This is a genomic window from Streptomyces sp. NPDC001270 (assembly GCF_042896695.1).
Classification (GTDB): Bacteria; Actinomycetota; Actinomycetes; order Streptomycetales; family Streptomycetaceae; genus Streptomyces.
The window spans coordinates 1-17,700 of sequence record NZ_JBIAXM010000001.1; the positions used below are offsets into that span (position 1 = coordinate 1).

Genomic DNA, 17,700 nt, shown 5'->3' on the forward strand with positions numbered 1-17,700 from the left:
GACGGGTCGAGCAGGGACGAAAGTCGGGACTAGTGATCCGGCGGTGGCTTGTGGAAGCGCCGTCGCTCAACGGATAAAAGGTACCCCGGGGATAACAGGCTGATCTTCCCCAAGAGTCCATATCGACGGGATGGTTTGGCACCTCGATGTCGGCTCGTCGCATCCTGGGGCTGGAGTCGGTCCCAAGGGTTGGGCTGTTCGCCCATTAAAGCGGTACGCGAGCTGGGTTTAGAACGTCGTGAGACAGTTCGGTCCCTATCCGCTGTGCGCGTAGGAGTCTTGAGAAGGGCTGTCCCTAGTACGAGAGGACCGGGACGGACGAACCTCTGGTGTGCCAGTTGTTCTGCCAAGGGCATGGCTGGTTGGCTACGTTCGGGAGGGATAACCGCTGAAAGCATCTAAGCGGGAAGCCTGCTTCGAGATGAGGGCTCCCACCCACTTGATGGGGTAAGGCTCCCAGTAGACGACTGGGTTGATAGGCCGGATATGGAAGCTCGGTGACGGGTGGAGTTGACCGGTACTAATAGGCCGAGGGCTTGTCCTCAGTTGCTCGCGTCCACTGTGTTGGTTCTGAAACCACGAACAGCCCCGCTCATGTGTGTGGGTGGTGTGGCGTTTGTTGTTTCGTAGTGTTTCGGTGGTTATAGCGTGAGGGAAACGCCCGGTTACATTCCGAACCCGGAAGCTAAGCCTTACAGCGCCGATGGTACTGCAGGGGGGACCCTGTGGGAGAGTAGGACGCCGCCGAACTAATTGTGGGGAATCCCCCGTGCTCTTGGGCACGGGGGATTTCTGCGTTTAGGGTCGAAGCATGCGCTACGACCTGGTCATCTTTGACAACGACGGTGTGCTCGTGGACAGCGAGCCCATTTCCAACCGGCTGCTCGCGGACTATCTCACCGAACTGGGGCATCCGACCTCCTACGAGGACTCACTGCGGGACTACATGGGCGCCGCCATGCACCGCGTACACGATCTGGTGGCGGAACGGACCGGACAGCGGCTGCCGGACGACTTCGACGACGTCGTCCACGCGCGCGTGTTCGCCGCGTTCGAGCAGGAGCTGAAGCCGATAGCCGGTGCCGTCGGTGTGCTGGAGAAGCTGGCCGCGGACGGAGTGCCGTACTGTGTGGCGTCCTCCGGGAGCCATGAGCGGATCCGGGTGGGGCACCGGACGACGGGACTCGACCGGTGGTTCGAGGAAGCGCGGATCTTCAGCGCGCAGGACGTGGGACGCGGCAAGCCGGCGCCGGACCTGTTCCTGTACGCGGCCGAGCGGATGGGGGTCGCTCCCGGGCGGTGCGTCGTCGTGGAGGACAGCCCGCTGGGCGTGCAGGCGGCCGTCGCGGCCGGGATGGACGTGTACGGGTTCACCGCCATGACACCTCCGGAGCGGCTCACCGGTGCCGATCGACTCTTCTCCGACATGGGGGAGTTGCTGGATCTGCTGGTCTGAACCCGGAGTCGGCTCCCGTCGGCCTCGCCGGACAAAGGTGAGGGAAATTCAGCTTTGGCGGGATCTACCCACCGGTACCCCAGGGCCTTACCCTCGCGGCCATGACAGATGTGCTGCGGCGCGGCAGGGCTTCGTTGGCGTTCGGCTTCTTCGCCCAGGGCGTCGCGTTCGCCCTGCTCGTCACGCGCATCCCGGCCATGCAGGACCGTTACGGCGTCTCCGACGCGTTATTGCCCGTCTACCTGGCGGCCGTACCGATCCTCGCCGGAGTCGGCAGCGTCGGCACCGAGCAGTTGGTGAAGCGCATACGGCCCAGTCGGCTGCTGCGCTGGTCACAGCCCGTGGTGCTGCTCGCGCTGCTCGGCGTGGGGGCCGGTGACCGGCTGGTCGTGCTGATGGTGGCGCTGGCGGCGTTCGGGCTGGCCGTCGGCGCCCTGGACGCCTCGATGAACATGCTCGGGGTGAGCCTGCAGCGGGCGTACGGGCGGAGCATCATGCTCAGCTTCCATGCCGTGTACAGCCTGGGCGGGATAGTCGGGGCCTCGCTGGCCTGGGCGGGGGCGCACTGGGAGTTGGCGCTGTGGGTGTCGTACCTGCCGGTCGTGGTGGTGCTGTTGCCAGCGGCTTTGGTGGGGAGCCGGTGGTATGTGGACGGTGAGCCGGCGCCTGCGGCGGACGGTCAGGGGGGAACGGGCGGCGGGAGTGTCGTCTTCCGGATGCTGCTTCCGCTGTGCCTGGTGATGACCTTCGCGTACATCGGGGACTCGACCGTCTCCAACTGGAGCGCGAAGTACCTGAAGGACGTGCTGGGGAGTTCGGAGCAGCTGTCGACCGTTCCGTACAACGTGTACATGGTGACCACGTTGGCGGGGCGGGCCATCGGGGACTTCGGGGTGCGGCGGTTCGGGGCCGTGGCGGTGGTGCGGGTGGGGTCGCTGCTGGCGGCGGCCGGGTTCGCGGTGGTGTCGGTGGCGCCTGGCGCGTGGGTCGGGATGCTCGGGTTCACGCTGCTGGGGCTCGGGCTGTGCGTGTTGGTGCCGCAGACGTTCGCGGCGGCCGGCCGGCTGTTTCCGGGGGCTTCGGACGCGGCCGTCGCGCGGCTCAACATCTTCAACTACGCGGGTTTCCTGATCGGTTCGCCGCTGGTGGGGGCGCTCGGCGACGCCTGGAGCTACCGCGGGGCGATGCTCGTGCCGATGGTGTTGGTTTTGGCGACGCTCGTGTACGCCAGGTCGTTCGAGGCCGGATCGGACCGATACGGTGACGAGCATGAGCGGCCGCACACAGCTGATGTGGGACGAGGCAGTAACGGGCTATGACTTCGGCCCGGGCCACCCGATGGACCCGGTCCGGCTGGCGCTGACGCGGAAGCTGGTCGGCGCCTTCGGGCTCGATCGCGAGGTGGACGTCGTCGCGGCCGAACCGGCGGGGGACTCGACGCTGCGGCTGGTCCACCGGGAGGACTACATCGAGGCGGTGAAGGCGGCCTCGGCCGATCCCGCGTCGGCGGACGGTGCGTACGGCCTGGGGACCTTGGACGATCCCGCGTTCGCCGGGATGCACGAGGCGTCGGCGCTGATCGCCGGACAGTCGGTGGCGGCCGCGGAGGCGGTGTGGCGCGGGGACGCGCCGCACGCGGTGAACTTCACGGGCGGGCTGCACCACGCGATGCCCGGGGGTGCCTCCGGGTTCTGCATCTACAACGACGCCGCGCTGGCGATCGCGCGGCTGCTGGAGATGGGTGCGGAACGCGTCGCCTACGTGGATGTCGACGTGCACCACGGGGACGGGGTGCAGGCGGCGTTCTGGGAGGATCCGCGGGTACTGACGATCTCGCTGCACGAACATCCCCGGACGTTGTTCCCGCAGACCGGGTGGCCGGAGGAGACCGGGGCGGAGACGGCCGCGGGGTCCGCCGTGAATCTGCCGCTGCCGGCCGGGACCGGGGACGAGGGCTGGCTGCGGGCGTTCCACGCGGTGGTGCCGGAACTGATCGCCGACTTCCGGCCCGAGGTCCTGGTGACGCAGCACGGCGCCGATACGCACTTCGAGGATCCGCTGGCGCATCTGGCCGTCTCGTTGGACGCGCAGCGGGCGGTGCAGGTGGCGTGCCATGAGCTGGCGCACGCGCACACGGGTGGGAAGTGGATCGCGCTCGGCGGGGGCGGGTACGACGTGGTGGGTGTCGTGCCGCGTTCGTGGACGCATCTCGTGGGGATCGCGGCGGAGCGGCCGGTGGAGCCGGAGACGTTGATTCCCGAGGAGTGGCGGCAGGAGGTCTTCGCCCGTACGCGGCAGTTGGGGCCGATGCGGATGACGGACGGGCGCTGGCCCGTGTCGTGGGCCCACTGGGATCAGGGGTACGACCCGGCCGACCGTCTGGACCAGGCCGTACTGGCGACGCGACGGGTGGTGTTCCCGATGCGGGGGATGCTGGCCTGAGGGTTCGTCGAGCGCTGCGCCTGGCGGGGCGGGGCGGGGCGGGGCGGGTCGTGTGTTGTCCGCGGGTGTGGTGTGGCCGGGTGCGCCTGCGTGGCGCAGCCGCATCTCGGCTCGGCCCCACGCCCCTGGAGGTGCGCCGTTCCCCGCTCCCCTCCGTGGCCGGGGTGCCGGCTCGGCGTTGGGCCATGCGTGGGGTCTTGGGGGGAAAGGGTCCCGGTGGGGGGTGTGGTCCGTCAGGATCACATGGGTGTTGAGCACCGGAGTCCTCCGCGCGCATCTGCTGGCCGCCCGTCTGGCCGGGCCGGTGGCCACCTCGCGGGAGGCGAGCCTGCGCAGTTATCGGCTGTTCGCCGCTCGTGATCCCCGCGCGCTGATCGGGATCGATCCAGAACTTTCCTGGGGACAACTGGATTTGATCGAACTGATGGCGCAAAGATGTGGGGTTTCGGCGGATCCTCGGCACACATCCGGTCATGATGTGATTGACCCGGAGCTGACGCTGGCCGCGCTCGACGCCTTCGCGGAGCGCATCGGGGTCGTGGCCCGGCATGGCGCCCCCGTGCTGATCGGCACCGGGCACCCGCACCGCCTGCTCGGCTTCTACGCCGCCCTGGCGGACGCGCTGTCGGCGGCGGGATGTGACGTCCTCACCCCCGCGCAGGGTCACTGTGTCGACATAACGACCCAGTTCGGACTACGCACGTACACCCTTGATTACGTACGGGGAGTCGCGCTGGTCCGTGATCCCGGAGCCGAACACCCCGGTTGTGAGCCCGGCGCGCACACGCACTCCCCCTTGCCGGTTCGGACCGTGCTGGCCGCCGCCGCGGAGGCCGGCGGGCCGCTGCCGGAGCTGGTGATCGGGGACCACGGCTGGGTCTGCGGAGCAGGTCAACTGGGGTTCGAGGCCATGGGTCTGGCCGACACCGACGACCCCGCGCTGTTCGTGGGTGAGGCGGAGGGGCGCGTGTCCGTCGTCGTTCCACTTGATGACGCTGTGCGGTCTGCTTACTACCGTCCGCTTACCCGCTACGTACTCAATCGAGCGTGTCTGTCACGGTAGGCCGCCGATGGGTGCACCTCTTCCCCACTCGCATCACCCGCATCTAGTCTGGGGAGTGAGCACGCAGCGACGAAGAGTCACCGGAAGGGGAAGCCGGTGGCCGTCGAGTGCGGAAGGTTCAGGTGTGTCATGGCTGCTGGCGAGAGGCCTCTGAACGAGGTCGTATTCCTGACCGTGGCGGAAGTCGCTGCGGTGATGCGAGTGTCGAAGATGACCGTGTACCGGCTGGTGCACAGTGGTCATCTGCCCGCGATCCGGGTGGGGCGGTCCTTCCGCGTCCCGGAGCAAGCGGTACACGAGTACCTCCGCGAGAGCTACGTGGGGGTCGAAACGGCCTGACGACGGCCCCGGGTGACCGCCCGGAGCACCTCGATTACGACCTCAGCCCTCGGGCGGGTAGGCTAGCCCCTTGTAGGTCGTATGGGCCCATGGCGCCCAGCACCGAGTGATGAGAAGTGAGCGAGGGTAGTCGTGGGCTCTGTTATCAAGAAGCGGCGTAAGCGGATGGCGAAGAAGAAGCACCGCAAGCTGCTCAAGCGCACGCGTGTTCAGCGTCGTAACAAGAAGTAGGGTTCGGCGCGAGCCGCGAGAGCTGTGCATGTGGCCCCCCATCCGGAGTGATGGGGGGCCACAGGCATGTTCCGACCGGGGAATGACCGGGAAATTTCGGTCACCTCCTGCACCGGGTGACCATGGCAGCGCCATGTCCACCCGCTAAGTTGGCTCGAACAAGGGGACATGCGGAAGGAAGGCGCTGATCTTGGGCAAGGTCGTGCTCGTGACCGGCGTGGCCCGGCAGCTGGGCGGTCGTTTCGTGCGGCGGATCCAGCGTGACCCCGAGGTGGACCGGGTGGTCGCCGTCGACGCGGTGCCGCCCGAGCACCACCTCGGCGGGGCCGACTTCATCCAGGCCGACATCCGGCAGCCCGGCATCGCGCGCGTCCTCGCCGAGACGGCCGCCGACACGGTCGTGCATCTGGACGTGACCGGCATGGCGCTGGGCAGCGGCAGCCGGGCCACGGTCAAGGAGACCAACGTCATCGGCACCATGCAGCTCCTCGGTGCCTGCCAGAAGTCACCGGCCGTGCGGCGTCTGGTCGTCAAGTCCAGTACGAACGTGTACGGGTCGGCCTCCCGGGACCCCGCCGTGTTCACCGAGACCACCCCGCCCAAGTCGCTGGCCGGCGGAGGCTTCGCCAAGGACACGGTGGAGGTCGAGGGGTACGTACGGGGCTTCGCGCGGCGGCGGCCCGACGTGGCCGTGTGCGTGCTGCGGTTCGCGAACATCCTGGGGCCGACCACCGACACACCGCTGGCCGCGTACTTCTCGCTGCCGGTGCTGCCGACCGTGTTCGGCTACGACCCGCGGTTGCAGTTCGTGCACGAGGACGACGTGATCGACGTGCTGCGGATCGCGGCGCACGAACCGGCCCGGTCCACGCTCAACAGCGGGACCTTCAACATCGCCGGCGACGGCGTGCTGCTGCTCTCGCAGTGTTCCCGGCGGCTGGGACGGCCCACCGTGCCGCTGCTGCTGCCCGCGGTCACCTGGACCGGCTCCCTGGTGCGTACGCTGGGTATGACGGACTTCTCCCCCGAGCAGATCCGGCTGCTCACCCACGGCCGGGTCGTGTCGACGGTGCAGATGCGCGAGACCCTCGGCTTCCGGCCGAAGTACACGACCGCGGAGACCTTCGCGGACTTCGCCGGCAGCCGCGGACCCGGTCTGCTGCCGCCCCAGGCCCTGGCCGGGGCCGTCGACCGGATCGCCGCGCTGACCCTGCGGGGCAGCGGCCACTACCCGACGCAGAGCGCCGATTAGCGCCGATCGAGGAGCGCAGCAATCATGGCGGACGCCAAGGTCATTCCGTTCGACGACGACCGCTCCCGCGGCTCCGCCGGGTCGCGGCCCGCGCGGCGCCGGGGCACCGCGGCCCGGCGCTCGGGGGAGCCCGCGGCGGTGGGCGAGGTCCAGGCCCTCCCGGGACGGCCGACGGCGCAGGATGATGTTCCCGTGACCCAGGAGGAACAGCCGCAACAGCAGCCGCGGAACCGCGGCCTGGACCAGCGCGTCGCGAGCGGCCTGGCCTTCCTGCGCCGCCGGCTGACCGGGGACTACGACGTCGACGACTTCGGCTACGACGAGGAGCTGACCGACCAGCTCCTGATGTCGCTGCTGCGCCCGGTGTACGAGAAGTACTTCCGGGTCGAGGTGAAGGGCATCGAGAACATCCCGGCCGAGGGCGGTGCGCTGATCGTCGCCAACCACTCCGGGACGCTGCCGCTGGACGGGCTGATGATGCAGGTCGCCGTGCACGACCACCATCCGGCCGGGCGGCACCTGCGGCTGCTCGCGGCCGACCTGGTCTTCGTGCTGCCGCTGGTCAACGAACTCGCCCGCAAACTCGGCCACACCCTGGCCTGCGCGGAGGACGCCGAGCGGCTGCTCGGGGCCGGTGAGCTGGTCGGGGTGATGCCGGAGGGCTTCAAGGGCATCGGCAAGCCGTTCGGCGAGCGCTACAAGCTCCAGCGGTTCGGGCGGGGCGGCTTCGTCTCTACGGCGCTGCGCACGGGCACGCCGATCGTGCCCTGTTCGGTCGTCGGGGCCGAGGAGATCTATCCGATGATCGGCAATGCCCGGACCCTGGCGCGGCTGCTGGGCATTCCGTACTTCCCGCTGACGCCCACCTTCCCGTGGCTGGGTCCGCTGGGCGCGGTTCCGCTGCCGACGAAGTGGACGATCCAGTTCGGCGAGCCGATCCCGACGGACGGCTATCCGCCGGAGGCCGCGGACGATCCGATGCTGATGTTCAACCTGACGGACCAGGTCCGCGAACAGATCCAGCACACGCTGTACAAGCTGCTGGTGCAGCGGCGGTCGGTGTTCTTCTAGCCGCGTGGCCGCGCAGCACGACGGTGGGGCCCTCCCGGGAGGGCCCCACCGTCGTGTCCGTACCGCCTAGTTCAAGTCGTCGCTGTCGATGCCCAGGCCGGGCAGCAGGCCCGGCAGCAGCGGCGGGAGCGTCACGTCCGGCTTGCTGGTGGGGCTCTTGCTGGTCGGCGGGGAGGCGCTGCCGCTGCTCTTCGGCGGGTCGAACAGGCCGCCCGTGGTGCCTCCGAGCAGTCCGTCCTGCGTGCTGCCGGTGGTCTGGTCGCTCGGGCTGCTGCTGGAGCCGCGTCCGGCGGAAGGGCGGCTGCCGGCGGAGGGCGTGGACGAGCGGTGGGTGCCGGCGGAGTGCTCGGACGAGGAGCCGGAACCCTGACGCGCCCCTTCGCCGGTCCGGGTCGGGGACTGCGGGAGCAGGGACTGGAGCGGCCCGACCTCTTCGTCTATGGCGTCGAACACCGACGAGACCTGGTCGCTGACGTCCCCGAGCTGGACCGGGAGTCTGTCGCGCAGCGCGCCCCACATCTCGCGGTGGGAGCGGGAGAAGGTGGACAGGGCCTGGATGGGGCCCAGCGAGTCCGGATCGCGCTCGTACGCCTCGTGCAGCAGGCGGTGGCCCTCGGTGACGTCGTGCTGCATGCCCGACAGGGTGCGGCGGATCTCGCCGATGGACTCGTGGTCGAGCCGGCCGCTCCGGTCCCGTTCGAGCAGCCGCCGGGCCTCGCTCAGCCGGGTCGAGGCCTGGTCGAGATAGGTCTGGCCGCGCTCGTCGTTCCCGTCGCTGAGGTAGTTCAGCCTGAACTCCTCGATGCCCCGCTTCAGGCCGTACAGCGAATCGCCGGGCAGTGCGTCGGAGCTGGCGGCGGCGACGCCGCCGAAGGCCCCGGCGGCCACTCCGACGCTGAGTCCACCCGCGGCCAGCCCCTTGGACAGCCGGGAACGCGGTCGCAGCTTGCCCAGTGGACTCGCCCGGTGCGCCCCCTTGGCCCGGTGCCCCCGTTGCTGGGGCACCGAAGGATCAGCCGCCCCGGGCACGGTGCCCTCCTGCAGCATGGCCTCCATGGCGGCCACGAGCTGGGCCCGCTGGACGGCCTTGACCTCCGGGTCGAGCTGCGGCCTGGGCAGTGCGCCGAGACCCGCGGCGAGGGTCAACAACTCGCCCTGCTCCGGCCGTTCGGCTGCCGGGGCGGGTGCCTCGGGCTGCTCGGCCGCCGTGTCCCGGGTGGACTGCTCCTCCAGGGCCTGGGCGAAGGCGTTCGCCCGCCGGTGTGCCGATACGTTCGCGATCACTGGCGGCACCTCCTCTCGTCATGACGGTCGACTCCCCAGGGGGTCCTGAGGGTTGCACGTCCATGACCGCTTCCACACGATCAGGTGATCAGGGTCGGCCAGGACGTGACCACAGGGAGCCTGTATCCCGCACAACGAATGGCGCGGCACTTGGGTTACGGACGACGGATGATCGGCTGGGAAAGTCAACGCACTTTCACGGACCGTGAGTTGGCCGCCGCGTAGCGTGGCGGCGGCCGGCCGGGCGTCAGCGTGCGTCGTCCGGCAGCAACCGGGCGAGGGTGCGCACGGCCCGGTACTGGAGGGTCTTGATGGCGCCCTCGTTCTTGCCCATCACCCGGGCCGTCTCGGCGACGGAGAGACCCTGGAGGAAGCGGAGGGTCACGCACTCCTGCTGCTGGGGGTTGAGCCGCCGTACGGCGTCGAGCAGGGCCGCGTTGGAGAGGGACTCCAGGACGGAGTCCTCGGGGGAGCGCTCGACCTCGTTGGCGTCGAGCATCTCGCCGGTGGTGACCTCCAGCCGGAAACGGCTGGACTTGAAGTGGTCGGCGACCAGGTTGCGGGCGATGGTGACCAGCCAGGCGCCGAAGTCGCGGCCCTGCCAGGTGAAGGTGCCGATGCGGCGCAGGGCGCGCAGGAAGGTCTCGCTGGTGAGGTCCTCGGCGGTCGCCTTGCCGCCGACCCGGTAGTAGATGTAGCGGTACACGGTGTCGCTGTACTGGTCGTACAGGCGGCCGAAGGCGTCGGCCTCACCGGCCTGGGCGCGCTCGACGAGGTCCATCATCCGGGCGCTGTCGCTGTCCGCGGCCGGCCGGCGGGCGGTGGCTGCGCCGGCTGCGCGCCCCCGTCTGCCGGCCGCCCGGCCGTCACCCGAGCGCCGCCCTTCGACGACGGCGCTGCGCGCCGGGCCCTGCTCGATGCCGTCGGCGAGTGCGTAGCACGGGCCTACGGGGGCGGCGGTGGCGAAGGCGGGTACGGCGTACGCGGTGGGGACGAAGCCGCGCAACAGTTCTTGGACCGTCGCGACCGTTGCGCGCAGCGTAGCCAGGCCCGAGGCGTCAACCCCGACGTGTGGGTACACGGGACTCCCAGAGGCAGAGCTTCCATCACGTGCAGTGCGGGACCTTTCACCCGTCGTAGCGACGGAGGGGTACCGGTATGCGTCTGAGGAGAATAACGCTTCGTGCAGGCACTGCTACGCCCAGTTGCTCAAATCATCGATTACGTCGCTTCTGTAACCGATTGACGACCCATCAAGTATCGACGAGTGACCGCTTGTTGATCAGAAAGGTGCGCGTTTCGGCGGAGTGGGGGGCGTGTTGGACAGTGTGCGGCATCATGCGGGCGCCGGGGTCCGGCGGCCGTGTCGCAGGGGTTGCCGATACCGTCCGTGTCCGCCGGCGCGGCCCGTGCGTGTCGTCGCGGTGGGCGGCCGGGTCGGCGGTGCCAACCGGTGTCAACCAGTGGCGGCGGATGCCGATGGACGCCGGCGGATGCTGACGGATGCCGGTGGTGTCGCTTCCGTCCGCGGCGGCGCTCTCGTCGCGTGTCGTTGTCACCGGCGGTCACCGGTCGGCGTCCGCGGTCGGTAGCCGGGGTCCTTGCCCGGGGGTCTCCCGCCGCTACCGCCGGCGCCGGTGCAGCGCGATGGCCGCCGCCGTGCCGCCCGCGACCGCGCCCACGCCCGCCGCCGCCGGGATGCCGACCTTCGCCGCCTTGCGGCCGGTGCGGTAGTCCCGCAGGCGCCAGTCCTTCTCGCGGGCGTGCTTGCGCAGCTTGCTGTCCGGGTTGATCGCGTAGGGGTGGCCGACCAGCGACAGCATCGGGATGTCGTTGTGCGAGTCGCTGTAGGCGGCGCACCGGGCGAGGTCCAGGGCCTCCGCCGCGGCCAGCGCCCGGACCGCCTCCGCCTTGGCCGGGCCGTGCAGCGGCTCGCCGACCAGCTTGCCGGTGTAGATCCCGTCGACCGACTCGGCGACCGTGCCGAGCGCGCCGGTCAGACCGAGCCTGCGGGCGATGACCGTGGCGATCTCCACCGGTGCCGCCGTGACCAGCCACACCCGCTGGCCCGCGTCCAGGTGGGCCTGGGCCAGTGCCCGGGTGCCCGGCCAGATGCGCTCGGCCATGTATTCGTCGTAGATCTCCTCGCCGATCGACTGGAGCTCGGCGACGCGGTGGCCCTTCACGATCGACAGCGCGGAGTCGCGGGCGTCCTGCATGTGCTCCGGGTCCTCGACGCCGGCCAGCCGGAACCACGCCTGCTGCCAGGCGAACTTGGCGAGGTCGCGGGTCTCGAAGAACTTCCGCTTGTACAGCCCCCGGCCGAAGTGGAACAGCGCGGCGCCCTGCATGACGGTGTTGTCCAGGTCGAAGAAGGCCGCTGCCTTGTCGTCGCCGAGCACGGGGAACTCGGGTTCCTCCGCGGCGGTGTCCTGGGCGTTCCGGGCGTTCCGGGCGTCTTGGACGTCCTGGGGGTCCTGTGAGGACTTGCGCGCTGCCTCTGCCGAAGCCTCGCCTGCCAACACGCTCCGCGCGGTGGCGGAGCGCCTACGGGGAGTGAGCCATCCGAGAGCGGCCATGGCGTGAGCATAGCCAGTTTGTTCGGTGCTTCCGGAGCCGAGAGGACGGGAGGGTGTGAACTCTCCGCGACCGAGCCGTTAAGGAAACGACGCGGGAGCCGGTCCCGGGGTGAGCGCGGGCGCGCGAGAATGGCCGGTATGAGTCCCCTCTTCCGCAGGAAGCCACCCTCCCCCGAGACCTCGGCGCCGCCCGGACGACGGGGAGCCCCGGGCGCGCTCCCCGTCCCGTCCGGACGGGACGGATCCGCGGCGCGGGACCGGCGCGTCACCCTGATCCGCAAGCCCGGGTGCCATCTGTGCGACGACGCGCAGGCCGTGATCGAGCAGGTGTGCGCCGACCTCGGCGTGCCGTGGGAGCTGCGGGACATCACCGAGGACGCGCGCCTGCACGACCAGTACTGGGAGCAGATCCCGGTCGTACTCGTCGACGGGGAACAGCACACCTTCTGGCGGGTGAACGAGGGGCGGCTGCGGGCGGAACTGACCGGCTAGTCCACGGCCAGTCCAAGTGGCTCCGAAAGTCGCCTAGGATCGACCAGGTTCGGTCTCGGGGGCGGGATTCTTCAAGGAGTGTGTGCGATTTTGCCCCCACCGCGGGAAGAACGTCGATGCAGGTCCGCCGGTTCCATACGACGGCACCGGGGGCGCGTGACCCCGGTCACGTTGGGTGGACAAATTGGACACAATCTTTGTGCACGCGTTCACAAAGACATAGCCTGCTATCGACGGGGCGGTCCGGGAACGTATGGCCGCCCGCAGCCCCGCGCTACCCGCAGGAGCACCGTGGCAACTGGCCGAACTCACCGACCGGCGACCCGAAGCCGAGGGATTCCCGAGGCCACCGTCGCCAGGCTTCCGCTGTACCTCCGCGCCCTGACGGCGCTGTCCGAGCGTTCGGTACCCACGGTCTCCTCGGAGGAACTGGCCGCCGCCGCGGGGGTCAACTCCGCCAAGCTGCGCAAGGACTTCTCCTACCTCGGCTCCTACGGGACCCGGGGCGTCGGGTACGACGTCGAATACCTCGTCTACCAGATCTCCCGCGAACTCGGTCTGACCCAGGACTGGCCGGTCGTGATCGTCGGTATCGGTAATCTCGGCGCGGCGCTGGCCAATTACGGCGGGTTCGCCTCGCGCGGGTTCCGGGTCGCCGCGCTCATCGACGCCGATCCGGCGATGGCGGGCAAGCCCGTCGCGGGCATGCCCGTCCAGCACTCCGACGAGCTTGAGAAGATCATCGAGGACAACGGCGTGTCGATCGGTGTGATCGCCACCCCCGCGGGTGCCGCGCAGCAGGTCTGCGAGCGCCTGGTCGCCGCCGGTGTCACCTCCATCCTGAACTTCGCACCGACCGTGCTGTCCGTCCCGGACGGCGTCGACGTGCGCAAGGTCGACCTCTCCATCGAGTTGCAGATCCTCGCCTTCCACGAGCAGCGCAAGGCCGGTGAGGAGCCCTCTCCCGACGGTGCCGCCCCGGCCGCCGCCGCCCGCAAGGAGACCACCGACCAGGGGCCTGACGGGGACGTACCCGCCGTGATGCCGGCATGAGCCTCCTGGTCGTCGGACTGAGCCACCGCAGCTCCCCGGTCAGCGTCCTGGAACGGGCCGCGCTCACCGCGGACGCCCAGGTCAAGCTGGTCCAGGACGCGGTCGCCGCGGAGCCGGCCGCCGAGGCCGCGGTCCTCGCCACCTGCAACCGGATCGAGCTGTACGCGGACGTGGACAAGTTCCACGCCGGTGTTGCCGAGCTGTCCACGCTGCTCACCCGGCACAGCGGGGTGGGCCTGGACGAGCTGACCCCCTACCTCTACGTGCACTACGAGGACCGGGCCGTCCACCACCTCTTCTCGGTGGCCTGCGGGCTGGACTCGATGGTCGTGGGCGAGGGCCAGATCCTCGGCCAGATCAAGGACTCGCTGGCCAGGGCGCAGGAACTGCACACCGCGGGCCGGCTGCTGAACGACCTGTTCCAGCAGGCGCTCAGGGTCGGCAAGCGCGCCCACTCCGAGACCGGCATCGACCGCGCCGGGCAGTCCCTGGTCAGCTTCGGCCTGGAGCAACTGGCCGTGGGCACGGACGTGCCGACCTGGGCCCGCGGGAAGAAGGCGCTGGTCATCGGCGCGGGCTCGATGTCCTCGCTGGCCGCGGCCACGCTCGCGCGGGCCGGTGTCGCCGAGGTCGTCGTCGCCAACCGCACCGTCGCGCGCGCCGAGCGCCTCGCGCAGATCCTCGCCGCGGCGGGTGACACGGACGCGGTGGCCCGCGCGGTACCGATGGACGCGGTGCCGGCCGAGCTGGCACGGGCCGACATCGCCGTCTCCTGTACCGGCGCGACCGGACTCGTGCTGACGGCGGAGGCGGTCGCCGCCGCCGTCGAGGGCCGCGTCGCGGGCGGCCCGGACGCGCCTCTCACCGAGTCCGCCGCCGACGTCCGTACGGTGGCCACGGCTGCCACCGGCGCGACCGCCCCGGTTGGACCGGCCGGACCGCAGGACGGCACCGACCGCGACGACGAGAACTGCCCGCTCGACCTGGCCGCCATGCCGGGCACCGCCGCCTTCTCCGTACTGGGCGAGGCGGCCGTGGCCGGCATGGCGGCGGCTGAGCTGGAGCAGCACGCGGTCTGGGTCGACAAGGGCGACACCGCCGGGCGCGCGCCGCGACGGCCGGGCGGCGAGGACGACGCGGCCGACGACACCGACGCCATCGCCGCGCTGGCCGCCACCGTCGCGGTGACCGGACGCGTCCCCGAGCGCCGCAAGCCCGAACCGGTGCCCGCGATCCCGCGTCCGGCACCGGCCCTGTACGTCCTCGACCTCGCCATGCCCCGCGACGTCGACGCCGCCGTGCACCGGCTGGCCGGAGCGCGGCTGGTGGACATCGAGTCGCTGGCCGAGGCGTCCGCGGACGCTCCGATGGCGGCCGACGTCGAAGAGGTCCGGCGGATCGTCTCCGACGAGGTCGCCGCCTTCGGGGCGGCGCAGCGGGCCGCGCACATCACGCCCACCGTGGTCGCCCTGCGCACGATGGCCGCCGACGTCGTCGCGGGTGAGATCGCCCGGCTCGACGGGCGCCTGCCCGGCCTGGACGAACGCCAGCGCGGCGAGATCAGGCAGGCCGTGCACCGGGTGGTCGACAAGCTGTTGCACGCGCCGACCGTACGGATCAAGCAGCTCGCGGCCGAACCCGGTGGTGCCGGGTACGCGGACGCGCTGCGGACCCTGTTCGACCTCGACCCCGAGACGGTGGCCGCCGTCTCCCGGGCCGGCGGCGGCGCCGACGAGAAGAACCGAGGGTCGGCATGAGCAAGACAGCGGCGCTGCGGCTCGGGACCAGGCGGAGCAGACTCGCCATGGCCCAGTCGGGTCAGGTGGCGCAGACCGTGCGCCGGATCACCGGGCGCCCCGTTGACCTGGTCGAGATCACCACGTACGGCGACACCTCGCGCGAGCACCTGGCGCAGATCGGCGGCACGGGGGTGTTCGTGACCGCGTTGCGCGAGGCGGTGCACCGGGGCGAGGTGGACTTCGCCGTGCACTCGCTGAAGGACCTGCCGACGGCGCAGCCCGCCGACCTGGTGCTGGCCGCCGTACCCGCGCGCGAGGACCCGCGCGACGTGATCGTCGCCCGGGACGCGCTGAAGTTCACCGACCTGCCCCGCGGGGCGCGCATCGGCACCGGCTCGCCGCGCCGCATGGCCCAGTTGAACGGGTACGCGCGCACCCACGGGCTGGACATCGAGACGGTCCCGATACGGGGCAACGTCGACACCCGCATCGGATACGTGCGGGGCGGCGAGCTGGACGCGGTCGTGCTGGCCGCGGCCGGCCTGAGCCGCCTCGGCCGCATCGACGAGGTGACCGACTTCCTGTCGGTCGACACGGTTCTGCCCGCCCCCGGCCAGGGGGCCCTGGCGATCGAGTGTGCCGCGGACGACGCGGACCTGATCGCCGTGCTCGGCGGACTCGACGACCCGTGCACGCGGGCCGCCGTCACCGCCGAACGTTCACTGCTCGCCGCCCTGGAGGCCGGCTGCAGCGCCCCGGTGGGCGCTTTGGCCGACCTGCTGGCCGACGGGCAGATTGTCAAGGAAATGCGCCTGCGGGGCGTCGTCGGCACGACCGACGGATCCCGCATGGTGCAGCTGTCCACCACCGGTCCCGTGCCCGAGACCAACGACCAGGCAATGGCGCTCGGTCGCGAACTCGCCACCGAGATGCTTGCCCAGGGCGCGGCCGGTCTGATGGGGGAGCGAGCACATTGAGCCCCACCACCCTTCCCGCCGCCGGCCCTGAACACGGTCACGTCACCTTCCTGGGTGCCGGACCCGGGGATCCGGGACTGCTGACTCTGCGCGCCGTGGAGGCGCTGGCGAACGCGGACGTACTCGTCGTCGAGCACGATGTGCTGGACGTGGTCCGTACCCACGCCAGACAGGGCGTCGCCGTCCTGCGCGTCGACGCGGACCCCTCCGCCGACACGCGGCCCGGTCCGGGCACGTCCCAACGGGCGGCCGTCGACGGTGTGTCGACAGCCGCTGCGGTCCCGCCGACGCGGGATGCCGCTCATCTTGTCATGGAGGCCGCGCGGGGCGGCAGGCGGGTCGTCCGTGCGGTGTCCGGGGACCCCGGGCTCGACACGTACGCCGCCGAGGAGATGCTGGCCTGCGCCGCCGCCGGGGTGCCCTTCGAGGTGGTCCCCGGTGTCGCGGCGGCGGTCGGCGTGCCCGCGTACGCGGGGGTTCCGCTGCGGGACGCGCAGGGCGCGGACGTCCGGTTCGTGGACGCCCGGACCGCCTCGGACCGGTGCTGGACCGAGGTGGGCGCCTCGGACGGCACGGTCGTCGTCTCCGCCTCGCTGGACTCGGTCGCCGCGGCGGCCGGTGAACTGGTGGCCGCGGGCCGCAAGCCGGACACCCCGATGACGGTGACCGTCGCCGGTACGACGACCCGGCAGCGCACCTGGACCGCCACCCTCGGCACCGTCGCGCAGACCCTGAAGCAGTCGAAGGCGCTGCCGTCACCGGACGGCGGCCGGCCGGTGATAGCCGTGGTCGGCGAGCGTTCCGCCGCCGCCCAGCGCGACCAGTTGTCCTGGTTCGAGTCCAAGCCGCTGTTCGGCTGGAAGGTCCTCGTGCCGCGGACGAAGGAGCAGGCGGCGTCGCTCTCCGACCAACTGCGCTCGTACGGGGCCGTACCGCACGAGGTGCCGACGATCGCCGTCGAGCCGCCGCGGACGCCCCAGCAGATGGAGCGGGCCGTGAAGGGCCTGGTGACCGGGCGGTACGAGTGGATCGCCTTCACCTCCGTCAACGCCGTCAAGGCGGTGCGGGAGAAGTTCGAGGAGTACGGGCTCGACGCGCGGGCCTTCGCGGGGATCAAGGTCGCCGCGGTCGGCGAGCAGACGGCGAAGGCGCTGGTCGCCTTCGGTGTGAAGCCGGACCTGATGCCGAGCGGCGAGCAGTCGGCCGCGGGTCTCCTGGAGGACTGGCCGCCGTACGACCCCGTCTTCGACCCGATCGACCGGGTCTTCCTGCCCCGGGCCGACATCGCGACGGAGACCCTGGTCGCCGGGCTCGTCGAGCTGGGCTGGGAGGTCGACGACGTCACCGCCTACCGGACCGTGCGGGCCTCGCCGCCGCCGGCGGAGACCCGGGAGGCGATCAAGGGGGGTGGCTTCGACGCCGTTCTCTTCACGTCGTCCTCCACGGTGCGCAATCTGGTGGGTATCGCGGGCAAGCCGCACAACGTGACCGTGATCGCGTGCATCGGTCCGGCCACGGCGAAGACCGCCGAGGAGCACGGGCTGCGGGTGGACGTGATGGCCCCGGAGCCGTCCGTGCACCGGCTGGCGGAGGCGCTGGCGGACTTCGGGACGAAGCGGCGGGCGGCGGCGTTGGAGTCCGGGGATCCGGTGACGCGGCCCAGCGAGCGCCGCCCGGGGGCACGCAGGCGCCGCAACTCCGGCTGACGGCCGCGCTGCGCGG

The 17,700-nt window shown here is 70.9% G+C and carries 16 protein-coding genes and 2 rRNA genes; 15 read left to right on the forward strand and 3 right to left on the reverse strand.

What is annotated here, in order from left to right:
- From ACFY2B_RS00005 to ACFY2B_RS00050, 10 genes are all read left to right on the forward strand, one after another.
- Positions 1–544, forward strand: a 23S ribosomal RNA gene (locus ACFY2B_RS00005); the annotation flags it as partial.
- An 89-nt stretch (positions 545–633) separates the two neighbouring features.
- Positions 634–750 (forward strand): 5S ribosomal RNA (gene rrf / locus ACFY2B_RS00010).
- A gap of 61 nt (positions 751–811) precedes the next feature.
- The gene (locus ACFY2B_RS00015) at positions 812–1,456 is read left to right on the forward strand and encodes an HAD family hydrolase (protein ID WP_390760874.1); all 645 of its coding nucleotides are present in this window, start codon (positions 812–814) and stop codon (positions 1,454–1,456) included.
- A 101-nt stretch (positions 1,457–1,557) separates the two neighbouring features.
- Positions 1,558–2,775 (forward strand): MFS transporter, encoded by a 1,218-nt coding sequence (locus tag ACFY2B_RS00020; protein ID WP_390760875.1) that lies wholly within the window; start codon positions 1,558–1,560, stop codon positions 2,773–2,775.
- Positions 2,726–3,898, forward strand: coding sequence for an acetoin utilization protein AcuC (locus tag ACFY2B_RS00025; RefSeq protein ID WP_390760876.1), 1,173 nt, complete (start codon positions 2,726–2,728; stop codon positions 3,896–3,898). Before ACFY2B_RS00020 ends, ACFY2B_RS00025 begins: the two co-directional genes overlap by 50 nt.
- Positions 3,899–4,145: 247 nt before the next feature.
- Positions 4,146–4,961, forward strand: a complete 816-nt coding sequence (locus tag ACFY2B_RS00030; RefSeq protein ID WP_390760877.1) for a phosphatase — start codon at positions 4,146–4,148, stop codon at positions 4,959–4,961.
- A 129-nt stretch (positions 4,962–5,090) separates the two neighbouring features.
- The gene (locus tag ACFY2B_RS00035; protein ID WP_067299677.1) at positions 5,091–5,300 is read left to right on the forward strand and encodes a helix-turn-helix domain-containing protein; all 210 of its coding nucleotides are present in this window, start codon (positions 5,091–5,093) and stop codon (positions 5,298–5,300) included.
- 132 nt (positions 5,301–5,432) lie between these two features.
- Complete coding sequence (locus tag ACFY2B_RS00040; protein WP_003948845.1) at positions 5,433–5,531, forward strand: 30S ribosomal protein bS22; 99 nt, start codon at positions 5,433–5,435, stop codon at positions 5,529–5,531.
- Between the two features lie 190 nt (positions 5,532–5,721).
- Positions 5,722–6,783: an NAD-dependent epimerase/dehydratase family protein gene (locus ACFY2B_RS00045; RefSeq protein WP_390760878.1), complete on the forward strand. Its 1,062-nt coding sequence runs from the start codon at positions 5,722–5,724 to the stop codon at positions 6,781–6,783.
- A 24-nt stretch (positions 6,784–6,807) separates the two neighbouring features.
- Complete coding sequence (locus ACFY2B_RS00050; protein ID WP_390760879.1) at positions 6,808–7,854, forward strand: lysophospholipid acyltransferase family protein; 1,047 nt, start codon at positions 6,808–6,810, stop codon at positions 7,852–7,854.
- 66 nt (positions 7,855–7,920) lie between these two features.
- Here ACFY2B_RS00050 and ACFY2B_RS00055 read toward each other — a convergent pair whose 3' ends face one another.
- The 3 genes from ACFY2B_RS00055 to ACFY2B_RS00065 form a co-directional block, all read right to left on the reverse strand.
- Positions 7,921–9,138: a DUF5667 domain-containing protein gene (locus ACFY2B_RS00055; RefSeq protein ID WP_390760880.1), complete on the reverse strand. Its 1,218-nt coding sequence runs from the start codon at positions 9,136–9,138 to the stop codon at positions 7,921–7,923.
- 247 nt (positions 9,139–9,385) lie between these two features.
- On the reverse strand, positions 9,386–10,219 hold the full coding sequence (locus ACFY2B_RS00060; RefSeq protein WP_390760881.1) for an ECF subfamily RNA polymerase sigma factor, BldN family: 834 nt from the start codon (positions 10,217–10,219) through the stop codon (positions 9,386–9,388).
- Between the two features lie 541 nt (positions 10,220–10,760).
- Entirely contained in the window at positions 10,761–11,717 is a 957-nt protein-coding gene (locus tag ACFY2B_RS00065) for an HAD family hydrolase (protein ID WP_390760882.1), read from the reverse strand.
- 129 nt (positions 11,718–11,846) lie between these two features.
- Between ACFY2B_RS00065 and ACFY2B_RS00070 the strand changes: the two genes are divergently transcribed.
- From ACFY2B_RS00070 to ACFY2B_RS00090, 5 genes are all read left to right on the forward strand, one after another.
- Complete coding sequence (locus tag ACFY2B_RS00070) at positions 11,847–12,209, forward strand: glutaredoxin family protein (protein ID WP_390760883.1); 363 nt, start codon at positions 11,847–11,849, stop codon at positions 12,207–12,209.
- A gap of 291 nt (positions 12,210–12,500) precedes the next feature.
- Positions 12,501–13,262: a redox-sensing transcriptional repressor Rex gene (locus ACFY2B_RS00075; RefSeq protein WP_376530146.1), complete on the forward strand. Its 762-nt coding sequence runs from the start codon at positions 12,501–12,503 to the stop codon at positions 13,260–13,262.
- A complete protein-coding gene (locus ACFY2B_RS00080; protein ID WP_390760884.1) occupies positions 13,259–15,019 on the forward strand; it encodes a glutamyl-tRNA reductase in 1,761 nt (586 codons plus the stop codon). The genes ACFY2B_RS00075 and ACFY2B_RS00080 overlap by 4 nt, the downstream gene beginning before the upstream one ends.
- Complete coding sequence (gene hemC / locus ACFY2B_RS00085; protein ID WP_390760885.1) at positions 15,016–15,978, forward strand: hydroxymethylbilane synthase; 963 nt, start codon at positions 15,016–15,018, stop codon at positions 15,976–15,978. Before ACFY2B_RS00080 ends, hemC begins: the two co-directional genes overlap by 4 nt.
- A complete protein-coding gene (locus tag ACFY2B_RS00090; protein WP_390760886.1) occupies positions 15,975–17,684 on the forward strand; it encodes a uroporphyrinogen-III synthase in 1,710 nt (569 codons plus the stop codon). The genes hemC and ACFY2B_RS00090 overlap by 4 nt, the downstream gene beginning before the upstream one ends.
- The last annotated feature ends 16 nt before the right edge of the window (positions 17,685–17,700 follow it).

Coding starts and splice junctions, on each gene's coding strand:
- ACFY2B_RS00035 (WP_067299677.1), top strand. CDS start 5,091: ATGGCTGCTGGCGAGAGGCCTCTGAACGAGGTCGTATTCCTGACCGTG.
- ACFY2B_RS00065 (WP_390760882.1), bottom strand. CDS start 11,717: ATGGCCGCTCTCGGATGGCTCACTCCCCGTAGGCGCTCCGCCACCGCG.
- hemC (WP_390760885.1), top strand. CDS start 15,016: ATGAGCAAGACAGCGGCGCTGCGGCTCGGGACCAGGCGGAGCAGACTC.
- ACFY2B_RS00050 (WP_390760879.1), top strand. CDS start 6,808: ATGGCGGACGCCAAGGTCATTCCGTTCGACGACGACCGCTCCCGCGGC.
- ACFY2B_RS00025 (WP_390760876.1), top strand. CDS start 2,726: ATGAGCGGCCGCACACAGCTGATGTGGGACGAGGCAGTAACGGGCTAT.
- ACFY2B_RS00080 (WP_390760884.1), top strand. CDS start 13,259: ATGAGCCTCCTGGTCGTCGGACTGAGCCACCGCAGCTCCCCGGTCAGC.
- ACFY2B_RS00015 (WP_390760874.1), top strand. CDS start 812: ATGCGCTACGACCTGGTCATCTTTGACAACGACGGTGTGCTCGTGGAC.
- ACFY2B_RS00070 (WP_390760883.1), top strand. CDS start 11,847: ATGGCCGGTATGAGTCCCCTCTTCCGCAGGAAGCCACCCTCCCCCGAG.
- ACFY2B_RS00020 (WP_390760875.1), top strand. CDS start 1,558: ATGACAGATGTGCTGCGGCGCGGCAGGGCTTCGTTGGCGTTCGGCTTC.